At 59.4% G+C, this 23,295-nt stretch carries 18 protein-coding genes; 7 read left to right on the forward strand and 11 right to left on the reverse strand.

Annotation, left to right across the window (positions count from 1 at the left end):
- Window positions 1-30: 30 nt before the first annotated feature.
- Window positions 31-1,755, reverse strand: a complete 1,725-nt coding sequence (locus I6L49_RS19030) for a proline--tRNA ligase (RefSeq protein WP_216950153.1) — start codon at window positions 1,753-1,755, stop codon at window positions 31-33.
- 274 nt (window positions 1,756-2,029) lie between these two features.
- On the opposite strand from I6L49_RS19030, the gene rlmD reads away from it, so the two are divergent.
- Complete coding sequence (rlmD, locus tag I6L49_RS19035; protein WP_216950154.1) at window positions 2,030-3,382, forward strand: 23S rRNA (uracil(1939)-C(5))-methyltransferase RlmD; 1,353 nt, start codon at window positions 2,030-2,032, stop codon at window positions 3,380-3,382.
- A gap of 79 nt (window positions 3,383-3,461) precedes the next feature.
- On the opposite strand, the gene I6L49_RS19040 is transcribed toward rlmD, so the two are convergent.
- The 3 genes from I6L49_RS19040 to I6L49_RS19050 are packed head-to-tail and all read right to left on the reverse strand — an operon-like array spanning window position 3,462 to window position 6,941.
- Entirely contained in the window at window positions 3,462-4,031 is a 570-nt protein-coding gene (locus I6L49_RS19040) for a membrane integrity-associated transporter subunit PqiC (RefSeq protein WP_216950155.1), read from the reverse strand.
- Window positions 4,028-5,677 carry an intermembrane transport protein PqiB gene (pqiB, locus tag I6L49_RS19045; RefSeq protein WP_005335774.1) on the reverse strand — a complete coding sequence of 550 codons (1,650 nt, stop codon included), beginning with the start codon at window positions 5,675-5,677 and terminating at the stop codon, window positions 4,028-4,030. The genes I6L49_RS19040 and pqiB overlap by 4 nt, the downstream gene beginning before the upstream one ends.
- A complete protein-coding gene (locus I6L49_RS19050) occupies window positions 5,670-6,941 on the reverse strand; it encodes a paraquat-inducible protein A (protein WP_216950156.1) in 1,272 nt (423 codons plus the stop codon). Before I6L49_RS19050 ends, pqiB begins: the two co-directional genes overlap by 8 nt.
- A gap of 176 nt (window positions 6,942-7,117) precedes the next feature.
- Between I6L49_RS19050 and hfq the strand changes: the two genes are divergently transcribed.
- Window positions 7,118-7,477 (forward strand): RNA chaperone Hfq, encoded by a 360-nt coding sequence (gene hfq, locus I6L49_RS19055; protein WP_005335772.1) that lies wholly within the window; start codon window positions 7,118-7,120, stop codon window positions 7,475-7,477.
- 131 nt (window positions 7,478-7,608) lie between these two features.
- On the opposite strand, the gene I6L49_RS19060 is transcribed toward hfq, so the two are convergent.
- The 6 genes from I6L49_RS19060 to I6L49_RS19085 form a co-directional block, all read right to left on the reverse strand.
- Window positions 7,609-8,199 carry an HAD family phosphatase gene (locus I6L49_RS19060; protein ID WP_216950157.1) on the reverse strand — a complete coding sequence of 197 codons (591 nt, stop codon included), beginning with the start codon at window positions 8,197-8,199 and terminating at the stop codon, window positions 7,609-7,611.
- A 65-nt stretch (window positions 8,200-8,264) separates the two neighbouring features.
- Entirely contained in the window at window positions 8,265-9,368 is a 1,104-nt protein-coding gene (locus I6L49_RS19065; protein ID WP_064335439.1) for an EAL and HDOD domain-containing protein, read from the reverse strand.
- Between the two features lie 4 nt (window positions 9,369-9,372).
- Window positions 9,373-11,013, reverse strand: coding sequence for a sensor domain-containing diguanylate cyclase (locus I6L49_RS19070; RefSeq protein ID WP_216950158.1), 1,641 nt, complete (start codon window positions 11,011-11,013; stop codon window positions 9,373-9,375).
- Between the two features lie 254 nt (window positions 11,014-11,267).
- On the reverse strand, window positions 11,268-13,304 hold the full coding sequence (locus I6L49_RS19075; RefSeq protein ID WP_216950159.1) for an exoribonuclease II: 2,037 nt from the start codon (window positions 13,302-13,304) through the stop codon (window positions 11,268-11,270).
- 99 nt (window positions 13,305-13,403) lie between these two features.
- On the reverse strand, window positions 13,404-14,303 hold the full coding sequence (locus tag I6L49_RS19080) for a LysR family transcriptional regulator ArgP (protein WP_216950160.1): 900 nt from the start codon (window positions 14,301-14,303) through the stop codon (window positions 13,404-13,406).
- A 201-nt stretch (window positions 14,304-14,504) separates the two neighbouring features.
- Window positions 14,505-15,155 carry an acyl-homoserine-lactone synthase gene (locus I6L49_RS19085; protein ID WP_182963238.1) on the reverse strand — a complete coding sequence of 217 codons (651 nt, stop codon included), beginning with the start codon at window positions 15,153-15,155 and terminating at the stop codon, window positions 14,505-14,507.
- Window positions 15,156-15,217: 62 nt separating this feature from the next.
- Here I6L49_RS19085 and I6L49_RS19090 point away from each other — a divergent pair, with 62 nt between their 5' ends.
- Entirely contained in the window at window positions 15,218-16,000 is a 783-nt protein-coding gene (locus I6L49_RS19090) for a LuxR family transcriptional regulator (protein ID WP_005335753.1), read from the forward strand.
- A 207-nt stretch (window positions 16,001-16,207) separates the two neighbouring features.
- Entirely contained in the window at window positions 16,208-16,816 is a 609-nt protein-coding gene (gene lysE, locus I6L49_RS19095; RefSeq protein ID WP_127006164.1) for an L-lysine exporter, read from the forward strand.
- Between the two features lie 81 nt (window positions 16,817-16,897).
- On the opposite strand, the gene I6L49_RS19100 is transcribed toward lysE, so the two are convergent.
- Window positions 16,898-18,907, reverse strand: coding sequence for a methyl-accepting chemotaxis protein (locus tag I6L49_RS19100; RefSeq protein ID WP_216950161.1), 2,010 nt, complete (start codon window positions 18,905-18,907; stop codon window positions 16,898-16,900).
- A 260-nt stretch (window positions 18,908-19,167) separates the two neighbouring features.
- Between I6L49_RS19100 and ruvA the strand changes: the two genes are divergently transcribed.
- The 3 genes from ruvA to I6L49_RS19115 all read left to right on the forward strand — a co-directional run bounded on the left by ruvA (window position 19,168) and on the right by I6L49_RS19115 (window position 23,293).
- Window positions 19,168-19,782 (forward strand): Holliday junction branch migration protein RuvA, encoded by a 615-nt coding sequence (ruvA, locus tag I6L49_RS19105; protein ID WP_005335746.1) that lies wholly within the window; start codon window positions 19,168-19,170, stop codon window positions 19,780-19,782.
- An 8-nt stretch (window positions 19,783-19,790) separates the two neighbouring features.
- Window positions 19,791-20,801 (forward strand): Holliday junction branch migration DNA helicase RuvB, encoded by a 1,011-nt coding sequence (ruvB, locus tag I6L49_RS19110; RefSeq protein ID WP_005335744.1) that lies wholly within the window; start codon window positions 19,791-19,793, stop codon window positions 20,799-20,801.
- A 935-nt stretch (window positions 20,802-21,736) separates the two neighbouring features.
- Window positions 21,737-23,293 (forward strand): cytochrome ubiquinol oxidase subunit I, encoded by a 1,557-nt coding sequence (locus I6L49_RS19115; protein WP_005335743.1) that lies wholly within the window; start codon window positions 21,737-21,739, stop codon window positions 23,291-23,293.
- The last annotated feature ends 2 nt before the right edge of the window (window positions 23,294-23,295 follow it).

Consider the following 23,295-nt stretch of genomic DNA (forward strand, 5'->3'; position numbering starts at 1 on the left):
GCGCTTTTTTATATCGGGAAGAGGGCGGAATTAACGGCCCAGCTTGGCCTTGAGGATGGCGATGATGTCGCTGATGGCCACTTCCTGCTTCTCGCCGGTGCGGCGGCACTTGTACTCCACCACGCCGTTGTCCAGACCGCGATCGCCGATGACGATGGCGTGCGGGATGCCCAGCAGCTCCATGTCGGCGAACATTACGCCCGGGCGCTCTTTACGGTCGTCGAACAGCACGTCCACACCAGCGGCTTTCAGCTCGGCGTAGAACTGTTGTGCCTGCTCGGCCACGCGTTCGGACTTGTGCATGTTCATCGGCACGATGGCCACTTCGAACGGGGCGATGGCGTCCGGCCAGATGATGCCGTACTGGTCGTTGTTCTGCTCGATGGCGGCGGCCACCAGACGGGAAACCCCGATACCGTAGCAACCCATCTCCATGGTGACGGACTTGCCAGCTTCGTTCAGCACGCTCGCCTTCATCGCTTCGGAGTACTTGGTACCCAGCTGGAAGATGTGGCCCACTTCGATGCCGCGCTTGAGCAGCAGCTTGCCCTGGCCGCACGGGCTCGGGTCGCCTTCCACCACGTTGCGCAGATCGGCAACTTCGTAAGAAGCGATGTCGCGATCCCAGTTGGCACCGGTCAGGTGGAAGCCGGTTTCGTTGGCGCCGCAGACGAAGTCCGCCAGATGGGCGGCGCTGCGATCGACGATGATGCGACCGGCAAAGCCGACCGGGCCGATGGAGCCTGCGTCGCAACCGGCGGCAGCTTTGATCTGCTCGTCGTTGGCGAAGGTCAGCGGGTTGGCAACGCCAGCCAGTTTCTCGGCCTTGATCTCGTTCAGCTCGTGGTCGCCACGCAGTACCAGCGCGATGACGGCCTGCTTGCCGTGCTCATCTTCCTCTGCCAGTACCAGCAGGGTCTTGGCGATGGCGGTCGGTGCCACGCTCAGGAAAGCGGCCACTTCGTCGATGGTGTGGACGTTCGGGGTGGCAACCTTGGTCAGGGTTGCGGTTGCGGCAGCGCGCTCACCAGCCGGTGCCAGCGCTTCGGCCATCTCGATGTTGGCGGCGTAATCGGAGCTATCGGAGAAGGCGATCAGATCTTCACCGCTCTCGGCCAGCACCTGGAATTCGTGGGAACCGGTACCACCGATGGAGCCGGTATCGGCCTGCACCGGACGGAAGTTGAGGCCCATGCGGGTGAACGCCTTGCAGTAGGCGGCGTGCATCTTCTCGTAGGTATCGACCAGAGACTCTTTGTCGATGTGGAAGGAGTAGGCATCCTTCATCAGGAATTCGCGGCCGCGCATCACGCCGAAACGGGGGCGCACTTCGTCGCGGAACTTGGTCTGGATCTGGTAGAGGTTGAGCGGCAGCTGCTTGTAGCTGTTCACTTCGTAACGTACCAGCGCAGTGATCACCTCTTCGTGGGTAGGGCCCAGCACGAAGGGGCGGTTGTGACGGTCGGTCAGGCGGCACAGCTCGGGACCGTAGTCATCCCAGCGGCCGGACTCCTGCCACAGCTCGGCGGGTTGCACTACCGGCATGGAGACTTCGACGGCACCAGCATTGTTCATCTCTTCGCGAACAATGTTCTCGATTTTCTTCAGTACCCGCAGACCGGTTGGCAACCAGGCATACATGCCGGAGGCCAGTTTACGGATCATCCCGGCGCGCAGCATCAGCTGGTGGCTGACAACTTCAGCGTCGGAGGGGGTTTCCTTGAGAGTGGAAAGCAGATATTGGCTGGTACGCATCGCGGTAGACCTTAGCTAGAACGGGCGCGGGGCCCAGGATAATTTCAAGGGCGGAATTTTAACAGGCTGGGCGTTGCGGCCCAAGGGCTAAATTTGCCGCAGCCCGAAAGGTGGCAACGCCCGGCAGATGACCAAGGGTAATGACCATTGCAACAAGCAGGCTTTTTATGCCTGCAATTTGGCCGGATCTCCGCTAAACTCTGCCACCTTTTCTCGATGGGCATGGCTTTTCCGCGTCCATCACCCCCATTTTTTAGTACTTTTGGAGCCGCTCATGCCGTTAGTGGGACATCAACACCAGATCGAGATCCTGGAACTGACCGACAAAGGAGATGGCAAAGGACGCCTGTTCGATCGCCCCCTGTTTGTCGAAGGTCTGCTGCCCGGTGAGCAGGCGCTGGTGGAGCTGACCGAGGTCAAGCCGAACTATCTGCACGGCAAGGTTGCCGAGCTGCTCCAGCCCTCTGCCGATCGGGTTGCCGATTTCTGCCCCAACACCGAGTGCGGTGGCTGTCAGGTACGTCCGCTGGCCTATCCGGCCCAGCTCAAGCTCAAGCAGGCACTGGTGCAGAGCGCACTGGAGCAGGCCGGGCTGGGTGACACCCCGGTCAAGGATATCCTTGGCATGGAAAGCCCGTTCGCCTATCGCAACAAGGCGCAATATGCGGTGCGTGGCTGCGATGCCGGTGCCGAGATCGGTTTTTATCGCAAGCACTCTCACGATCTCATCACCGCCGATGACTGTGCGGTGCAGGATCCGCTGCACGTGGAGCTCAACGCCCGGGTGCGCAACTGGATGCGCGCGCATGACATCGCTGCCTATGACGAAGTGAACCACAGCGGCTGCGTGCGCAACCTGATGACCCGCAAGGGCTTCAAGAGCGGCGAGCTGATGGTGGTGCTGGTCACTTTGGGTGAGGCGCTGCCGTTCGAAGCCGAACTGTTGGCAGCCCTGAGCGATCTGCCAGTCACAACCCTGGTGCAGAACATCAACGATGAGCGCACCAACCGCATTCTGGGTGCCACCAACCGGGTGCTGCTCGGCGAAGGGGTGATCCGCGACAAGATCCACGAACTCGAGTTCGAGATCTCGCCGCTCTCCTTCTTCCAGAACAACCCGACCCAGACCGATGTGCTCTACTCCAGCGCCCTCGATTATGCCGAGCTGACCGGTAACGAGACGGTGTTCGACATCTATTGCGGTATCGGCACCATCTCCCTGTTCCTGGCTGGCAAGGCCGCCAAGGTCGTCGGGATCGAGTCGGTGGAGAGCGCCATCAGCGATGCCCGTCGCAACGCTGCCCTCAACGGCATCGAGCACACCGAATTCCACGTCGGCAAGGCGGAGCAGCTGATGCCAGAGCTGCACGCCCAGGGCGTGACCGCTGACGTGGTGGTGATGGATCCGCCCCGCAAAGGCTGTGACAAGGCCGTATTGCAGACCCTGGTCGCCATGGCGCCCCGCCGTCTGGTCTATGTCTCCTGCAACCCGCAGACCCTGGCCCGCGACCTCGCCTGGCTGGTCAAGCAGGGCTTCGTGCTGGACGAGGTGCAACCGGTCGATATGTTCCCGCACTCCATGCACGTCGAAGCGGTTGCCCGCCTGAGCTTGCCCGCCAAGGCATAAGTCGCCCCCGACTCTTGCCCACAAAAAAACGACGCCAGCTGGCGTCGTTTTTTTATCTCTGCAATCGGCGGATGGGCGATTAGCTGGCGCTCTGGCGCACCTCGGCGGCGATCTGGTCGAGCAGCTGTTGCCAGCCCTGACCCAGCTCGTTCACCAGTGCGTTGTAGCCATCGGCCGGCAGCACCCGCTCCTGACGGAAGGGAGCATCGCGCAGCACGGTGCCATCTTCCGCCAGCAGGCGCCAGCGGCCGCTCAGCACGGCGCTGCCGTCATGACGGCCCTGAAAGCGCTCCACCAGAATGGTCAGCACCGGCCCCTTGCGGGCGCCATCCTGCCGTACCACCCAGCCCGGCAGGCGGGTGGAGAGGCCACTAAGGGTGAGCTGGTTGAGCTGATCGTCCAGCGCACCGGCCCAGCGATGGTACTCGGTGAAGTGCAGCTCTTGCCCTTCCAGCTGATAGACCAGACTGATCCGGTCGAGCTGGCTGGCCAGTGCCACCGGGCGCAGCACCAACTGGTGTTGCGGTTGGGCCGGGGCCGTCACGGGTTGCTGGCTGTCGGCATCGAGCGAGTAGTAGTGCAGGCTTGGCTGGCTGCTGCAACCCGCCAGCAGGCCCAACAGGGCCAGCGTCAGGATCTCTTTTTTCATTGTTTGCCTCGCTTGGGCTCAGGGTCCGATGGATGCGCGCGATCGAAGATCAGCGAGCTGGGCTGCTCGTTGAGGGAGTGCACCAGCGGCTGCAGTTCGCGCATCAACTGATTGAGGGTTTGCACCGACTGACGCAGATCCTGATTGGTCTGCGATTGGGCATCATAGGCCTGCAGGGTCTCCTGCAACTGCTTGAGGCTCTCGTTGAGCGAGGCGGGCAGCTGCTGGGTGGAATCCTTGGCAGTGAGCTTGTTCAGGTTGGCGCTGACTGCACTGATGTTCTTCAGGGTGCCATCCAGGGTGGTCAGTGACCCGTTGACCTTGGTCAGGGTGGTCGCCATGTCCATGTCGACAAACTTGTCGAGGATGAGGTTCACCTTGCGCTCGATCTGATCCAACCCGCCCTGCACGGTGGGGAAGACCTGATAACCGGCCAGCTTGGCCTGTTCGAAACGTGGCGCGTCCGGATAGAAGTTGAGGTCGATGATCTTGCCGCCGGTCAGCAGGCTCGAGGTCTTGAGGCTGGCACGCAACCCCTCCTTGAACTGCTTGCCGAACAGGGCACGCCACTGATCCTTCTCCGCTTTGGCATAGCGGTGGGAGAGGCGCTGCACCTCGATGCGGGCCAGCACCGGGATCTGGCGGCTCTTGAAGATCTGCACGCCCTTGTCCTCGATGAGGTAGGGGGCGGAGATGACGGTACCGACCCGAATGCCGCGATACTGCACCGCCGCGCCCGGGTGCAGGCCACCCACGTTGTCATCGAACAGGAAGACGTAGTCGATGAACTGATCCAGACTACCGGCCAGCACGCTCGCCTCATCCTGGAACAGGGTGAACCCTTCCATCTGTTTGACCGGCTCGCCAGGCGCCCAGCCGGGTGGCAGACCCATGGTAATGCCGCCATCGATCAGGCTCTCCAGCGAATCCATCTTCACCTTCATCCCCTCGCTGCTCATGGAGACCTCGAAGCCCGGGGTCATCCAGAAACGGGAGTTGCTGCTCACCAGAATGTCATAGGGGGCGTGGATGAAGATTTGATACTGCATCTCGCTCTTTTCCGGCAGGAACTTCGCCTCTTCCACCTGACCTATGGTGAAGCCCTGATAGTTGATGGGGGAGCCTTCTCCCAGCGCGCGGGTGTCGCGACTGCTGAGGGTGAGACGCAGCCCCTTGGCATCGAGGGAGGCGAGTGGCGGTTTATCGAGCATGGCGTACTCGTCCCGCGCCCGACCTTTCTTGCCGGGGGCGAGCTCGATATAGGCGCCGGAGAGCAGGGTGCTCAGACCCGATACCCCTTCACGGCCCACTCTGGGCTTGACCACCCAGAACTGGCTGTCACCGCGCAGCATGCCGGAGGCAGCATTGGTCAGCCGTCCTTTCAGCACGGCATGGCTGTAGTCATCGCTCAGCTCGACGGCCTCGATACGGCCGACGTCCACTTCGCGGGAGCGGATCACCGTCTTGCCAGCGACTATGCCCTCGGCAGTGGCGACTGTCAGGGTGAAACTCGGGCCCTGGGAGTACCAGTGCTGGAACAGCATCCAGAGACCGATGAACAGTGCCAGCAGGGGCACCATCCAGATTGCGGCGGCAGAGCTCAGAAAGTCAGAGCCCGGTTTCCACCTTTTTTTACGCTCACTCACGTTCGCGTTCTCCTTGTTGTAAATCCCAGATCAGGCGGGAGTCGAAACTCATGGCGGCGACCATGGTGATCAGCACCACACCTGCAAATGCGACGGCCGCAGGGCCGGGATAGATGGTCATCAGATTGTCGAGCCGGATCAGGCCCGCCAGAATGGCCACCACGAAGACGTCGATCATCGACCAGCGTCCGACAAATTCGGTCATGCGATAGAGTTTGAGCTTGCCAAGGGGGGAAGTGACATTGCCGCGCTGCACCATATAGCAAAGCCAGAATAGCGCCAGTATTTTCACCAGCGGCACCACCACGCTGGCGAAAAAGATCACCGCCGCTATGGGGTAGGAGCCCATGGCCCAGAGCAGCACCACACCGCCGAGGATGGTGGCGGGGCTGTCATCACCGAGAAACACCGTATCCATGATGGGATAGACGTTGGCCGGAATGTAGAGAATGGCGGAGGTAAACAGCAGCGCCCAGGTGCGGTTCAGGCCGCCCGGCTTGCGCGCATGCAGCTTGCCGCCGCAGCGGGAGCAGCTGTGGCTGCCCACCTCGCTCAGAGCGCCACAGATATGGCAGCCCACCAGACCTGATTCCAGCGCGCCCGCTTCCGGGTCGATATCCCGCTCCTCGGTAGGGCCGAACAGCCGCTGCCACAGCCACATCTGATCCAGTGAGGAGATCATCTTGATGAGCAGTACTGTGTAACCGACGAAAGCCCAGAATGACAGCCCCATCTTGATGTCGGCCATCCCCATCAGCTTGACCAGCGAGATGAGCACCCCCACCAGAAAGACATCCACCATCAGCCAGGGTTTGATCCGGCAGAGCAGACGGCCGAGGGAGCGCAGGGCATTGCTGTGCAGATCTTTATCGATCCGCCACAGCACCAGCATGATGGAGCCCATATAAACCAGCGGCAGGCCGATCAGGGTCAGGCTCAGTACCGCGCCGAGAAACAGATAGCCCTCATCCACCAGGGTGGTGATGCTCTGCAAAAAGGTCATCTCCTGGCCCACCCCTTTGGCCGAGAAGGACATAAAGGTAAAGGCATTGGCGAGCACGAACATGATGAGTGCCGCGAACCCGTAGGAGATCGGCCGCAACTCCTGCTGCGGCAGGTGGCGACTCAGGGTGTGTCCGCAACGGGGGCAGCAGCTGGCCTGTCCCACCTCGAGCGGTGTGGCCGGTATCAGCAGATCACACTCTTCGCAGGCAGTGGCATCATGGACATAGGTGGTATGGTGTTGGTGTGAAACCGGATGCAAGATAAAACCCCAGATAAGGCCCGTGGTAGAGCCAGAGCTGGCGATTATCGCAGTTGTGCTGGTCAGCGACCAGCCCCCGGAGGCCGCTATTGCTGGCGGGAGTGAGAATGACTTTGACAAGCCAGTGCCCATTTAGCACAATCAAACGCCACTTTTTTTCCGCGGGACAATAATTTATGACAACTGAATCCCCCAGCTACTCCACGATTGAGCAAGCCTTCTCCCTCGGGAACGGGCAAGATTCTGCCCTCAACTGGTTGCGCAAGAACCGCAGTCAGGTCGCTATTTTTCTGGTGAGCGGCATCAAGCTGGAAGGCACCATCAGCGGGTTCGACCAGTACAGCGTGCTGCTGACCGATGCTCATGGTAACCAGCAGCTGGTCTACAAGGCCAAGATCTCCACCATCGCCATGCACACCGGCCGTCCGCAGGTGAACATCCAGCGTGCTCGCAAGCCGCGTGTCTCCATGGCGCCGCGCCCCCACGGTGCGCCGGGTCGTTATGACGACAATCAGGGCGGCGGCAACAACGAGTAATCGCCTGCCTCGCACTCCCCGTTGACGCGCCCTGCGTCAGCGGCTGACGGAACCTGCTCTCATTTTCATTCATGTCCCGTATGAGAGCCGGTTCCGGTTATCGCCTCTTTCAGGGCGATATTTTTTCCGCACTACGCTGTTATGCCGACCGGCTTGCCCTCTTTGACCATGCAGGTCTGCATACCCGCCGCCTCTCCGGCCTGAACCCCGATACCGGTATCTTCAAACACCAGACAGCCTGATGGCTCGACCCCCAGCTTGCTGGCGACCAGCAGGAAGGTGTCCGGATTGGGCTTGTGCAGCTCCACATCGTCTGCGGTGACCACCACGGAGAAGTAGCGATCCAGCCCGGTGTTGCGCAGCACAGCCTCGGCGTTGACGCGGGGCGAGCCGGTGCCGATCCCCATCGGGATGACGCCATGATAGCGCTCGACCAGCGCCTGCATGGCCGGAAAGACGGTCGCCTTGTGCAGGTTGGCCACATAGTGGGCTGTCTTGCAGCGGGTGACTTCGAGGGGATCGAGGGGGAGCTGCTGCTCCTGTGCGACCAGCAGGGCTATCTTGCGGCTCGGCATGCCCCCCAGCTCATAGAACCAGTCGGCGTCGAAGTGAAAGCCAAACTCGCGGGCAGTGTGTTCCCAGGCGGCGAGGTGCAGCGGCATGGAGTCGACCAGGGTGCCATCAAGGTCAAAGACCAGGCCTTGGTATCCGGAAAGCGTCATGGTGCGGGTCAGTCTCTGAAAAAAGGGAACCCATTCTAGCCAGTGGCTCCCCGCCTCGCCATCACCTAGCTGGTGAGAAACGCTTGCCCCCACATTTGTGACTGAAAATAGACGGGGGTGAGCTGGGCCGGATCGAGTTGATATTTGGGGGCAAGCTGTTCCAACAGGGCCCAGTTGCCCTGTTCATAGGTGCTGACCAGCTGAAACAGATGAAAGAGTGGCCCTTCGTGCAGTTCGATGGCGCGCTGCACGCTCTTGGGCAGGTGGGCCATCAGCGGTTCCGACAGCAGGGAGCCATCGAGCACCAGTCCCACCAGAAAGGCCCAGCTTGCCTCCGCTTTACCGAGGGCGGTGAGGGCAATCAACTCGCAGAAGCGGCCGCGGGCGATGGCCATGCGGGTGCAGGCTTCGGGCATATGCTGGCTTACCCGGGCCAGACCGTTGATCAGTACGAACTTGCGAATCTCCTGCTCCCCCAGATAGGAGAGGGCGCGGGGCACCGAGGTGATGGGGGCGGCATGATCGAAGCCGGGGGCGTTGACGTAGGTGAGCAGCAGGCCGGGCAGCCAGGCATCCTGCTCCAGCAGGCGGGCTACCTGGGCGAAGGAGAACTCTTCGTGGCAGATGAGCTGGAGGATCTGCTGTACCAGCGCCATATCGGGCTGGTTGGCCCGCTGATTGACCAGCTCGGGACGGGCGAGAAAGCCGCCGGCAAAGAAGTCGACCCCCGCCTCCCGCAGCGGGAGAAAATCCGCCCAGGTTTCGATGTTAAGCGCCATCCGCTTGTGCTCGGTGGGCTGGCAGATCCCCTCTTCCCCCATCCAGTACACCAGCAAGCGGCTGGCGCCGAGCCAGCGCGGATCCCGGTTGGCGCCATGCACCGCCAGTCTGCGCCGGCTGTCACGCCACTGCTCCAGCACCGGGAACGAGTTGGGCTGGCGTTCACTAGAGGCTTCAACCAGCGGGATCGCGTCCTGATCCAGCAGCAGGGGACGCTGTTCATCGAGCTGTTCGTGGGTGAAGGGCACCAGATATTGACGCCCCTGCGCCAGCAGGCGGCAATGTTGCGCCAGTGAAGGCCATTCGGCCGGTGAGCTGAGCTGATAGTCGATTCCGTAGGCCACCAGAGCCAGGCGACGATTGAAGATGGGGTAGCGACGCAACAGCATGGGATCACCGATAGGCCAGAGTGCGGGCCCTCCCTTGTGACTTGGCGTGGTAGAGCGCCTGGTCAGCCTGTTCGGTCAGGGTCTGCCATGCTCCGTCCTGGGAGGGAACCAGATAGCTAAAGCCTATGCTAACCGTAATGAAATCAGCAACCCGCGAGGCGGGATGGGGCATTTTCAAGCGGGCAAGACCATCGTGGATCCGTCCGGCCAGCTGTTCGGCCTCACCGGGTTGGGGGGCGCAGAGCAGAATGACGAACTCCTCGCCACCGTAACGGGCGACCAGATTGGTGCAGCGCCGCTCTGCATCCCGCAGCACATGGGCCACCTGTTGCAGGCAGAGATCCCCCCTGGCATGGCCGAAGTGGTCGTTGTAGGCCTTGAACTCGTCGACGTCGATCATCAATACCGCCAGCAGGTTCTGGGTGCGTCGTGCCCACTCCCACTCCCGCTGCATGGTGATGTCCCACTGGCGCCGGTTGGCGATGCCGGTGAGGGGATCTTCCAGCGACAGCAGGGAGAGGCGGTGATTGGCCTCCTCCAGCGCACGGTTGGTCTCGGCCAGTTGCATGGTGCGCTCGGCGACTCGGGCCTCCAGCTGGCGGTTGAGGGTTTCCAGCTGCTCCTGAGTACGTTGACGGATCAGCAGTTGTGACAGGATGGCGGCGTACTGTTTGAAGATCTCGCTCTGATAGGCTTTGAGCGGACGGTGCCAGAGCAGGTTGTCGGCGGCGATCCAGCCGATGGGGGTGGTGCCATCCCACAGCGATACCATGGCGTTCCAGCCACGGCCCACCTGCTGCTTCTCGTAGTAGAGGGGGGTATCTTCCATCACCAGCACGTAATCCTTGCGCCTGAGCGCCTCTTGCACCGTGGGGTGATCCGGAATGGGGCTGATGAAGTTGTGTTCATCCATCAGCTCACCGTCCTCGCTGGTGCCCCAGGTGCCGCGCATGGTTTTGCCATCGGGTTCGATCAGGAAGATGGCGACCCGATCGAATTGCAGCTCCTTGCGGGCCAGCAGCACGGCATCCCGCAGCAGATCGTTCTCGCTGCGACTGCGGGAGAGGGTGACGCTGACCATGTGCAGCGCCTGCAACATGGTGAGGAAGGAGCCCTGCAGTGCCTGACTCTGTACCAGATCGGTCTGGGTATGGAGCCGCTGGTCCCGCTCCTGATTGACCTGGCTGGAGAGCAGGTGATTGCTGAGCTCGGCAGTCAGATAGTGGATAAGGAGCTGGATTCCCTGACGCTGGTGGGAGGAGAGGCGGTCGATGCGGCGGCGGGTCTCCAGATAGATGACCCCTTCCAGTTTCATGTGACGCTTGAGAGGGAAACAGGCGCGTAACTGCGGCTGGGCGGGCTCCACATTTTCGCCGGGATCCGGCGGTGCTTGGAGCTGTTCGATCACCAGTTGTCCCTTCTCCATCGCCTTGTCGATCAGGTGGTGGGGCAGGGTCAGTTGACCGAGATGGGCGAGATCAAGCGTGGTCAGCCCGTGATCGAGCTGAAAACTGTAGAGCTGCGGCTCGGGGGCTTTCAGCCAGAGGTAGAGGCGTTCGGCATCGGTCTTTTCACGGATGGTGGCGAGGCTCACTTCGCATAACTGAGCGAAGTTGGTGAAGTGTTCCGGGTCCCATTCCTGCATACCAATATCCCTTGGATTGTACCCAAGCGAGTATAGACATATTTCTCCTTGATTAATATGTCAGAAAGGAGAGGCGGCGCACATAATGGTTGCTTTCAGCCCTGCTGTTGGAGACATTCACTGTGTTCTCTGCCAATCGTGGATAGAACTGTGTGCCATAACAGTATATATGGCAGCTTGTAGGGCGGGATGCCGGGCAAAAAAGAGCCCGCACGATGGCGGGCTCTCGGGCAGATCAGATGATTCTACGTGGCTTATTCTGCCTTGGGGGCAGCCTCAGCGGGCGTTTCACTGCTATCGGCTGGCGCACTCTCGGTCGCCAGGGCTTCCGGTGCCGGGCCCGGCACCAGATCCACAGCCGGTTTGGCGATAAGGGAGCGGGTCTCTTCCACCGCTTCGGTCAGCTTCACCTCGATGATCTGGCCGAGCTCGTAGACCACTTCGGTCTTGTCCAGATAGACGCGACCGTTGTCCCAGTTGCACTCCAGTCGATCCTTGTTGTCGAGAATATGGCGGGCAGGCAGGAAGACCACGGCGCCGTTCTCCTGCAGACGTAGCTTGAGACCGGCACGCATCACGTCGATGATCTCGGCGTTGAATACCTGATCGGTGCCAGCCGCTGCTTTCAGGTAGCGAACATAGAGCCAGTCGCCGATGTCACGCTCCACCATGCGGTGCAGGCGGCGGCAGGCGGTCAGATGCTCGGTGAGCTCCTGACTCGGGCGCTCACCTGGGGTCTTGCCGGCGATGACGGCTTTGAGCAGACGATGGTTGACCATGTCGCCGTATTTACGGATCGGGGAGGTCCAGGTGGCGTAAGCATCCAGACCCAGACCGTAATGGGCGCCCGGTTCGGAGGACATCAGCGCATAGCTCTGGAAGCGGCGGATCTTGCCATCCAGCCAGCGGGTGTCGAGGTTGTCGATCCAGCGGCGCAGGGCGCAGAAGCCGGAGAGGCTGGCGATCTCGTCGCGCTCGAACGGGGCTTCGGCACTCTTCAGCAGGTCGATGGCGCCGTCGAGGGACTCTTCGTCAAAGCCGGTGTGAACGTTGAAGATGCCGTAACCGACGCTCTTGCCCAGCACGCGACCGGCGCAGATGTTGGCGGCGATCATCGACTCTTCCACCATGCGGTTGGCGATGCGGCGCGGCTCGACGTGAATGGCCAGCACTTCGCCATTCTCGCCCAGCTCGAAGTCGTAGTCGGGACGATCCGGGAACACCAGCGCATGCTCGGTGCGCCACGCGATGCGTGCTTCGGTCATCGCCTTCATCAGCGGCAGCTGGGCCAGTACGCCTGCGTCGATAGACAGCTCTTTGCCATGTTCGGCCCAGTCGGAGACATCGTCATAGTTGAGGCGGGCGTGGGAGCAGATGCGGGCGGCGAAGAACTCGGTCTCCTCCAGCAGCAGACCATCTTCGGCGATCAGCAGACGGGCGCACAGGGTGTTACGCTCCTCACCCTCTTTCAGGGAGCAGAGCTCGTCGGAGAGGGTGCGCGGGATCATCGGCACGTTGCGGCCCGGCATGTAGACGGTAAAGGCGCGCTGGGCGGCCTCTTTGTCCAGCTCGCTCCCTTCGGCCACATAGGCGGTCGGGTCAGCGATGGCGACCAGCAGCTCCCAGCCGTTGTCCAGCTTGGTGATGGCCAGCGCATCGTCCATATCCTTGGTCTTGGCACCGTCGATGGTGAAGAAGGGGACTGCGGTCAGATCGCGACGAGGCAGCTCTTCCTCTTCGATCACCTTCCACTCCGGCAAATCAGCCGGCTCGACCTGGGCCAGATTGTGGCGGGCCAGCACCACCCACCAGGGTACGTTGTGATCTTCCTGGGCTGCAATCTTCTGGGTGATCTCGGCAGAGAAGTTGCCGTCGACCAGCGCATGGCGCTTGAGGGTAGCTACCACCCAGTCACCTTCCTTGAACTCTTTCTCATCCAGACCCTTCTTGACGCGGGCCTTGATGGCATCCTTGATCAGCGGATGGTCGGCAACCACGTTGAGGCGGTCACGGAACATCTTGACCCGGGCCACGAAGCGGGTGACGGACTGCTCCAGCAGGGTATCCGGCTCGGCCACTTCCTTCTCTTTTTCGGTGCGGATCAGGGCGGTCACCCGGTCACCGTGCATCACCTTCTTCATGTAGGGAGGCGGCACGAAATAGCTGGTCTTCTCATCGACTTCCAGAAAGCCGAAGCCCCGGTCCGAGGCGCGGATAACACCCTCTTTCTTGGGGATGTTTTCGCGGATTTGTTGCTTGAGCTGGGCCAGCAGCGGATTGTCTTGGAACATAAGTGAGGAACCTGAAGTGAAAACCTGGGTGGAGACCTGATGAAGGATCGCCCAGCACTATACGTTTTTAGCCCTGCAAAGCCAAGGTGAATGGCCTGCTCAGCGTGGTTTCAACTGAGATCTGGCATGGTCGATGAGACGTTGGGAGAGCTGCTTGTGCACCCCCTTTTCCAGTACCCAGCGGTGCCAGTAGAGGCGTTCCGTCAGAACGTGGTCGGGACTGAGGTTGAGTAGTGACCCGCCAGCCAGCTGGCCTCTTATCTGCAATTCGGGAATGAGACAGTAGGCCAGCCCCTGTTCTGCCATGGCGACGAAGGCCTCTGACGAGTGGACCGTATGGCAGGGATAACCGCCGGGCTCCAGCCCGAAGTGTTGCGTCATGAAGCTGACATGCATGTCGTCGCGTTGATCGAAGGCCACTGCCGGAGCTTTGGCCAGCGCCTCCCGGGTCAGACCGTGGGGGAAGTGTCGCGCCACGAACGCGGGGCTGGCGGTAAGCAGATAGTTCATCTCACCGAGCTCGTCGACGCAGCAACCCGCCAGCGGCTGGGGATGCAGGCTGACCGCACCAAAGGCCTGACCCTCGCGGACCTTGTCGAGGGTGCGGCTCTCGTCATCGACCAGCAGGTTGAGTTCGATGGGGTGCTGTTTCAACAAGGGGGCAATGGCGGGCAAAAACCAGGTGGCCAGGCTGTCAGCGTTCACGGCGATACTGATCCGGATTGGCTCTTGCGGCTGGTCGGGGGTCAGCTCCCCCGCCAGTTCGAGCTCAAGCTGATGTACCTGCCGATAGTGGGCCAGCAGCTTCTGGCCGAGCGCGGTGGCCTGCAGCGGCTGGCTGCGAATGAGCAGCGGCTCGGCAAACTGTTGCTCCAACTGCTTGATCCGCTGGGAGATGGCCGACTGGGTGATATGGAGCGACTTGGCCGCTCTATCGAAGTTCTGCTCCTGCAGTACCGCATCCAGCGCCCGCAGCAGTTTGTAGTCCAGCTCTTTCATCTTCTCCCCCTTCCGTTGCCCAAGGGCTGACTCTACGTCACTCGGCAGGGGACAACAATGGGCGGTGGAAGGGGCGTTGCGCTGTGATTTTTGACAGTAGTGGTCAGGCCATTGAGGGAGGATACTCTCTGGTGCCGCATGGGGTAGCCCTGCGCAGATCGTAGCGACATCTTTATCCCGGGTCTGTTTTCCCGGGATTTTTTATGAGTGAACTGCCAGCACCGGTGACGGTTGCTGCAGTGGATAATGGCTGGTTTGATAATGGCCCAGCAGAGGTTGGGAGACCGCCAGCGCGAAGCGCTCATCCAGATGGAAGCGGATGCCAACGCCCCTTACCGCACCCAGATCGACTGCCTGCCGATGACCGAGCCGCTCGATGGGCAGGCCAAGTCGGCGGAAGATGCGCTCCACCGGCAGGCTGACGACGGCGACCAGCTCCCGGATCCCGTGGGCATGGGCGAAGGCATAGACCTCGCGGAAGATGACGCAAGTGAGTTCGCTGACGCCATTGCTCATGCGCGGTGCGCGCTGGGCATCGATAGCCAGACGGGTGAGTTCCCAGACATCGGGGGTGCGTGGTGCGCTTTCACCGGCAAGGGCGGTGGGGAAGATGGTGGGCAGCATATAGGCATCGGCACAGTTGAGCAGACGAATGCAGCCACACAGCCCTTGTTCGTCCTCGATCAGCACCCAATGGGTGTCTGGCGTGTCGAAGCTGTCACGCTCCAAGCCCCGATGAGACTCGACATCCCAGCCTAGCCGGTCGGAAAAGACGCGATTTCGAAAGCGATAGAGTTCATTCTCCACCTCGTTTCGTGGATGTTCTCTCAATTTTCCTTTAAAAACCAACATTATGGACCCTCTATCTTGCTATTCGCCGTTATAATCACATGTCTGGCCAAGGGGGCTTTCATATGAACAGAGACCAACTGCTTGAGTACCTCGAACATTTCACTTCGGTGACGGACGGCAATCGTCTGGCCGAACTGATCGGTCGCTTTACGCTCGGGATGGGCTATGACTACTATCGCTTCGCCCTGATCCTGCCGATGTCGATGCAAAGGCCCAAGGTGGTGTTGTTCAACCAGTGCCCCGATTCCTGGGTGCAGGCCTATACCGAAAACAACATGCTGGCGTGCGATCCGGTGATCCGGCTGGCACGCAAGCAGACGCTGCCCATTTACTGGAACCGCCTCGATGAGCGGGCCAGTTTTCTGCAGGAGGGAACCATGGACGTGATGGGGTTGGCCGCCGAGTTCGGGTTGCGTAACGGCATCTCCTTCCCTCTGCACGGTGCAGCCGGGGAGAACGGTATTCTCTCCTTCATCACCTCCGAGCGGGCCTCGAGCGACCTGCTGCTGGAGTCCTCGCCGATCCTCTCCTGGATGTCCAATTACATCTTCGAGGCGGCCATTCGGGTGGTGCGTTTCAGCATGATGGACAGTGCGGGGAAAGACCCCTTGACCGAGCGCGAGACCGAGTGCCTGTTCTGGGCCAGCGAAGGGAAGACCTCTAGCGAGATCGCCTGCATCCTCGGGATCACGGAGCGCACGGTCAATTACCATCTCAATCAGGTCACCCGCAAAACCGGCTCAATGAACCGCTATCAGGCCATTGCCAAAGGGGTTAGTACGGGGCTGTTGCTACCCAATCTGGAGCAAGTCGTGGTTACCAACTTCCCCAGATTGCTGCAGTAGGCTGAGCCCGCAGGCGCAACAGATTCTCCTGCCGCACTCTGAGGGTCACAATTGTCAGATCCGGTAATTGACAAGGGCTGGAACAGCGGCTGGGTATGCCGGTTTTTATTAGCAAAATGAATCAATCAGTAAATCAATGAATTTCTAAGAAGGAACCGCCATCGCTATAGTGCCGCTCATTCATCATTTCGAACGGTGCTCTCCATGATGCTCGCAACAACATTACAAGGCTTCACCATCGGTCTGGCCATGATCATCCCCATCGGCGCCCAGAATGCCTTTGTGCTGAGTCGGGGCATCCATCGCAATCACCATCTGCTGACGGCCACGCTCTGCAGTTTCTGCGATCTCACCCTGATTGCTATCGGCGTATTTGGCGGGGCCAATGTGCTGGCCGCCAGCCCCTTCGGCATGGCACTGCTCACCTGGGGAGGCGTGCTGTTTCTCGGCTGGTTTGGTGGCCGTTCCCTGCTCAGTGCCTGGCGCGGTAAAGGGGAAGGACTTGCCGATTCTGCTCAGCAGATGGGGGCCAAAAGCGTGCTGGCGATGACGCTGGGAGTTACGCTGCTCAATCCTCACGTCTATCTCGATACCCTGATGCTGCTCGGCTCCCTTGGCAGTCAGGTAAGCGAGTCCTTGCGTCCGGCCTTTGCTGCGGGTGCCATGCTGGCCTCGCTGGTGTGGTTCTACTCGCTGGCGCTGGGTGCTGCGGCACTGGCGCCCTGGTTGGCCCGCGGCCGGGTGCAGCAGGGGATCGATCTGCTGGTTGGCATCATCATGCTGAGCCTGGCTGTTCAACTGGCCATAGGACGTTGAGGAAGTTAAGGCGGCAGGAATGAGCGACTGGTAACAAAAAGATGCCACTCACATGAGTGGCATCTTTGCTATTGAAAGGGGTCAGACCCTGAACTGGGAAAGCAGGCGCTGTTGCATCAGGCTAGCTTGATGGAGCGAGGAGGCGAGCTGCAGGCACTCCTGTGCCTCCTGTTCGCCGGTTCTGGCTTGTAGACTGATACCGGAGACCTTGTCAGAGGAGTGGCTCAGGGTGTGTGACAGTTGCCCGGTAGCCACGGCCACCTGCTGCACCATGTCGGCCAGCTGGTCGATGGCGCCTTCCACCTTGAACAGGATCTGCTTGGTATTCTCGGAGTCCTGCATGCCGGACTCTACCGTCTTGAGGTTGCGCTGCATCATCAGATAGGCGGTCTCGGTCTGCTGCTGGATACTGCTGATCACCTGGCTAATTTCGGCACTTGATGTCGCCGTGCGATTGGCTAGGGTGCGCACCTCGTCCGCAACCACCGCAAAGCCACGCCCCATCTCCCCCGCGCGGGCCGCTTCGATGGCCGCATTGAGGGCCAGCAGGTTGGTCTGTTCCGAGATACCGCTGATGGTGGAAATAATCTGGCCAATCTGACCTGCCTGCTCCTTGAGGGAGTTGATGGCGATGGCACACTCGCTCACCTCCTGTACCACCCGTTGCATGCCCGCGCTGGCGGAGGCGACATACTGGCTGCTCTCGGTGGTCAGCTGGCGCACCTCATTGGCATTGTGGGCCGCCATGCTGCAGTTGTCCGAGATACCGGTGGCGACTTGCACCATCTGTTCACTGTCGTGGTGCAGGGCCAGCGCATGTTCGGCGGTCTGGCGGCTGCTTTGGCTGATTGCCTCCACCCGGTTGACCGAGGTGTGAACGTGCTCGCTGATGTGTTGGTTGTTGTCCATGGTGGAGCTGATCATCTTCTGCAGTTTCTCGATGAAACGATCCACGCTGTTTGCCAGCGAGCCTATCTCGTCATCACGTTGCAGGTTGATGCGGGCGTTGAGGTCTCCCTCGCCGGCGGCGATATCCTGCATTCGTTTGTCCACTTGCAGCAGCGGGGTCACCAGCTTGCGGGTCAGCCAGAAGCCGCAGAGGGTGACCATGATCAGGCTCAGCAGCAGGCCACCCAGCAGCAGGGTTCGGGTCTGGCTGATGATGCCGTTGAGCTGGGCCACCTGATCCTCGACGGTGGCATCGCCGCTCTCCTCGATGGCAACCAGCTGTTGTCGCAGCTCATCGGCACTGACCTCATAGGCGGACTGCTGGGCCTGATAGCTGCCGAGCGCATCGACCCACTGTCCCATCAGTTGCTGATGCCGGGCCAACAGGGCGCGATACTCTGCCGACAGTGTTTTGCCGGCAAATTCGCCGGTTCCCTCGATATCGAACAGCCCGGTGCCGAGCATGCTGTCGATCGCTTCGTGGTAGAAATCGGTCGCCTCTTTCAACTCGACCTTGATCGCCTCTGTGACTCCTTGTCTGCGCATCTTCTCCAGCGCATAGAGTTGGCGCAAAAAGCCTATGTTGGATTCCATCCCCCCGTCGGCCGCCTCCCAACGGGTGGAGAGGCCGCTGTTCCAGCTGATGGTCTGGTCGGGGGATTGGGTCAGCGCCTCGACCGCGCCATCGCCGATCACCTCCAGCTGGGTCGAGAGGCGGGCCATCAGATCGGCGTTATGATGCAGGGCCTGATCGACCTCGGTATAGGCGTGATAGAGCGCCAGCAGCTTCTCTTGTTGCTGTTGATAATCCTGCTTGTGCTGTTCCATGGTGGCAAGGGCCGCACCATCAATGAGTTGCCCCTGGCTGACCCGGGCCAGCGCGTCATCGGTCGCAGCCTTGGCTGCATCGAGTTCGGCGCGATTGAGCGGGGTTCCGTTTTGCATCTTCTGAATCTGTAGCTGTTGGTTGCCCAGCTCTATGGAGCCCTCCATGGCACCGTCAGCGGTCTGCCAGGCGGCGCCCAGGACATAGGAGAGCAGATTGGCTAGCCGCTGGCTGCCATACCAGCCAACGACCCCCATGCCCAGCGTACAGCCGAGCAATATGGCAAGACCCAGATTGGAGGTGGTAACAATTTTCATGTGATGGCCTTCCTTGGTATCGACATTGGCACCAGTTTCGGTTCCGAACGGGTTTAGTGTAGTGGTTTATCCCCCGCTCGGGGGCCGGTGCGGCGCTGAAACATCCCGTGCACTGGCTGCACCCGATCAAGCATGGTGGAAAATTGGATAAAAAGCCTCTCTGACCACAAGGGTGTTGCTGCCCTATGCTGGATACTTATCCAGTTATTCTTTATGCTATGAGCCAATTTACGAATAGTTGTATTGGTGAGGAGAGAGCCGTGATTGGTCGCTTGAGAGGCATTGTCATTGAAAAGCAGCCCCCCGAGGTCCTGCTGGAAGTGGGCGGGGTTGGCTATGAGGTACAGATGCCGATGAGCTGCTTCTATGATTTGCCGGAGATCGGCAAGGAAGCGACCATCCATACTCACTTCGTGGTGCGGGAAGATGCCCAGTTGCTCTATGGTTTCAACCACAAACAGGAGCGGGCACTGTTCCGCGAGCTGATCAAGACCAACGGAGTCGGCCCCAAGCTGGCGCTGGCTATTCTCTCCGGCATGACAGCTACCCAGTTTGTGCTGAGTGTCGAACGTGAAGAGATAAGCTCTTTGGTCAAACTGCCGGGAGTCGGCAAGAAGACCGCCGAGCGTCTGGTGGTGGAGATGAAGGATCGCCTCAAAGGGTGGGTTAGTCACGACCTCTTCTCCCCGGCCATGGTCACCTTGCCAGCCAGTGAGCCCGAATTGCGGGCACCGGATGTGACCGAGGAGGCGGCCAGTGCGCTGGTGGCCCTAGGTTACAAGCCGCAGCAGGCGAGTCAGATTGTCAGCAAGATCGCCAAAGAGGGGATGTCGGTGGAAGATATCATCCGTGAATCCCTGCGTAGCCTGGTATGAGGTAGTTGATGATTGAAGCAGACCGCCTCATTTCGGCCAGTGCCGCCCGTGAGGATGACATTATTGACCGGGCTATCCGCCCCAAGAAGCTGGCTGACTACACCGGTCAGGATACCGTCTGCGAACAGATGGAGATCTTTATCGAAGCGGCCCGTCAGCGGGGTGAAGCGCTCGATCACCTGTTGATCTTCGGCCCGCCGGGTCTGGGCAAGACTACCCTCGCCAACATCGTCGCCAACGAGATGGGGGTCAATATCAAGACCACCTCCGGCCCGGTACTGGAGAAAGCAGGGGATCTGGCCGCGCTGCTCACCAACCTCGAACCGAACGATGTGCTGTTCATCGATGAAATCCATCGCCTCAGCCCTGTGGTGGAGGAGGTGCTCTATCCAGCGATGGAGGATTACCAGCTCGACATCATGATCGGGGAGGGACCCGCAGCTCGCTCCATCAAGCTGGATCTGCCTCCCTTCACCCTGATTGGCGCTACCACCCGGGCAGGTTCACTGACCAGCCCGCTGCGGGATCGCTTCGGCATCGTCCAGCGGCTGGAGTTCTACAACGTCAAGGACCTGACCGATATCGTCTCCCGCAGTGCCCGTTGTCTGGGGCTAGACATGACGGAAGATGGTGCCATTGAGGTCGCCCGTCGCTCTCGCGGCACGCCGCGGATTGCTAACCGTTTGTTAAGGCGGGTGCGCGACTTTGCCCAGGTGAAATCCGATGGCCGGATCGACGGCCCCATTGCTGCCCGCGCCATGGACATGCTGGATGTCGATAATGAAGGTTTTGACTTCATGGACCGCAAGTTATTGTTGGCTGTGATAGACAAGTTTATGGGGGGCCCGGTGGGTCTCGATAATCTGGCCGCCGCGATCGGGGAAGAGAAAGATACTATCGAAGATGTGCTGGAGCCTTATCTGATCCAGCAAGGGTATCTGCAACGTACACCCAGAGGACGGATTGCGACCACACGAGCCTACGCTCATTTCGGTCTTCAGCGACCAGATGAGAAGTAAAAACAGTCGTTTGAACATGAAACCGCCGTCAAAGGCGGTTTTTTATTATCCGGGCAAAAAAAAAGCCCACGGCGGATGCGGTGGGCAAAGACAATTCAGGATGGATGTTCACAGACAGTGAGTGCGTCTGGACACAGACCGGAAAATAAACAGGTGAGCCGTCGCTAGCTCTCAGAGTCGGTTCAGTTGATAGAGCTGAACAAAGGAAAGCTTGTAGTAACGGATGGTTTTAGCAACAAACTTTTTCATCTTCGATTCCAATAGACAGGTTCAAATTGATCGTCGAATACGTACCGTGAACCCGGATTAACCGGCCTGTATCCAAGGGTATGCCCTCACTGCGAGGCGCATTGTAGGAGTTCGAATCGACCCCGGCAAACAAGAAAAATTGTACTCTTCAAATTAGTTTATCTAATGTCTTTATTGATGAAATTGGTTCGCATGAGTATGCATTCTTTGCAATTTTAAATTGAGTTTTCGAATCAGATTGCCTGACTCGGATAACATGGAAAAAGGCGCGTCATTCACGCTTTTCAAATTAAACCGAGTGGCGGGATGTTAAATTCTTAAATTGATTTAAATCAATGTTTTACGCTTTATCGTGTTTTGTGATCTGGCTCGCGTCAATAATCGTGAAATAGATTAAAAATGCCTTTCAAAGCCATGTATGGCGGGTCCTTTTACATTGATTTCAATCAAATAAAGGTGATATAAAAACCCGGTCATCATGGGCGAGAATAAATTTAGGCTGATTGTTTTGGAATTGTTAAACATTAGCTTTATTTGTGTTCTCGTATTGCCTTGTTGTTAATGCCAGTGGTTACTGAACGCGTTTTGTTGTGACACGTCCCAATAAGGCTCATTCGCTAACCTCCAACGGAAGCTTTGTGCTTAAAACTTAAAATAGCCGTGCCAATAATCGGTGAGGAAACATCATGATTGCTGAGCATGTGGTAGACCTATCGCGGTTCCAGTTCGCTGCGACGGCCCTTTATCACTTTTTGTTTGTACCCCTGACGCTGGGAATGGCCTTTCTCCTGGCTATCATGGAATCCGTCTATGTGATGACCAACAACACCATCTACCGGGACATGACCAAATTCTGGGGTAAGTTGTTTGGTATCAACTTTGCCTTGGGGGTCACCACAGGTCTGGCCATGGAGTTCCAGTTCGGGACGAACTGGGCGTACTACTCCCATTATGTCGGCGATATCTTCGGGGCCCCGCTGGCTATCGAAGGGCTGATGGCCTTCTTCTTGGAGTCCACCTTCGTCGGTATGTTCTTCTTTGGTTGGGATCGTCTGAGCAAGCATCAGCATCTGGCTGCCACCTGGTTGATGGCGCTGGGTACCAACCTCTCCGCCCTCTGGATCCTGGTCGCCAACGGCTGGATGCAGAACCCGGTCGGTGCCGAGTTCAACTTCGAATCCATGCGAATGGAGATGATGAGCTTCGCTGACGTGGTGCTCAACCCGGTTGCTCAGGTCAAGTTCGTCCACACTGTGGCGGCTGGTTATACCTGTGGCGCCATGTTTGTGCTGGGTATCTCCTCCTACTATCTGCTGAAGAATCGTGATGTGGCGTTCGCCCGTCGCTCCTTCGCTATTGCCGCCGCGTTCGGTATGGCTTCCATCGTGTCCGTGCTGATCCTCGGTGACGAATCCGGTTACGAGACCGGTGAAGTGCAGAAGGTGAAACTGGCCGCTATCGAAGCCGAGTGGGAAACTGAACCTGCTCCGGCCGCCTTTACCCTGTTCGGTATTCCGAATCAGGAAGAGATGCGCACCGACTACGCCATCAAGATCCCCTATGCACTGGGCATTATCGCGACCCGTTCTCTGGACGGTCAGGTAACCGGTCTGAAGGATCTGAAGAGCGAGCACGAACTGCGCGTCCGCAACGGTATGACCGCTTACGACCTGCTGACCAAGCTGCAATCCGGTGACAAGTCTGACGAGACCCGCGCTCGTTTCGACGAAGTGAAGCAGGATCTGGGCTACGGTCTGCTGCTCAAGCGCTACACCAGCAACGTGACCGATGCTACAGACGAGCAGATCAAGGCCGCCGTGGATGACTCCATCCCGCAGGTACTGCCGCTGTTCTTCGCCTTCCGCATCATGGTTGCCGTCGGCATGCTGATGCTGGTGCTGATTGGTATGGCCTTCTATGACAGTGCCCGCCACCAGATCGGCAAGCGCAAGTGGCTGCTCAAGGGTCTGCTGTGGGGTATCCCGCTGCCGTGGATCGCTATCGAAGCTGGCTGGTTTGTTGCTGAATATGGTCGCCAACCCTGGACCATTGCAGAGGTGTTGCCGACTTCCCTCTCTGCATCCAACCTGCCTGCAGCCGAGATCTGGTTCTCTCTGATCGGTATCTGCCTGTTCTATACCGTACTTCTGGTTATCGAGATGTACCTGATGTTCAAGTATGCCCGTCTTGGCCCCAGCAGCCTGAAGACTGGCAAGTATCACTTTGAACAGATCAAGGCATAAGG

The organism is Aeromonas sp. FDAARGOS 1419, from assembly GCF_019047045.1.
Lineage (GTDB): Bacteria > Pseudomonadota > Gammaproteobacteria > Enterobacterales > Aeromonadaceae > Aeromonas > Aeromonas veronii.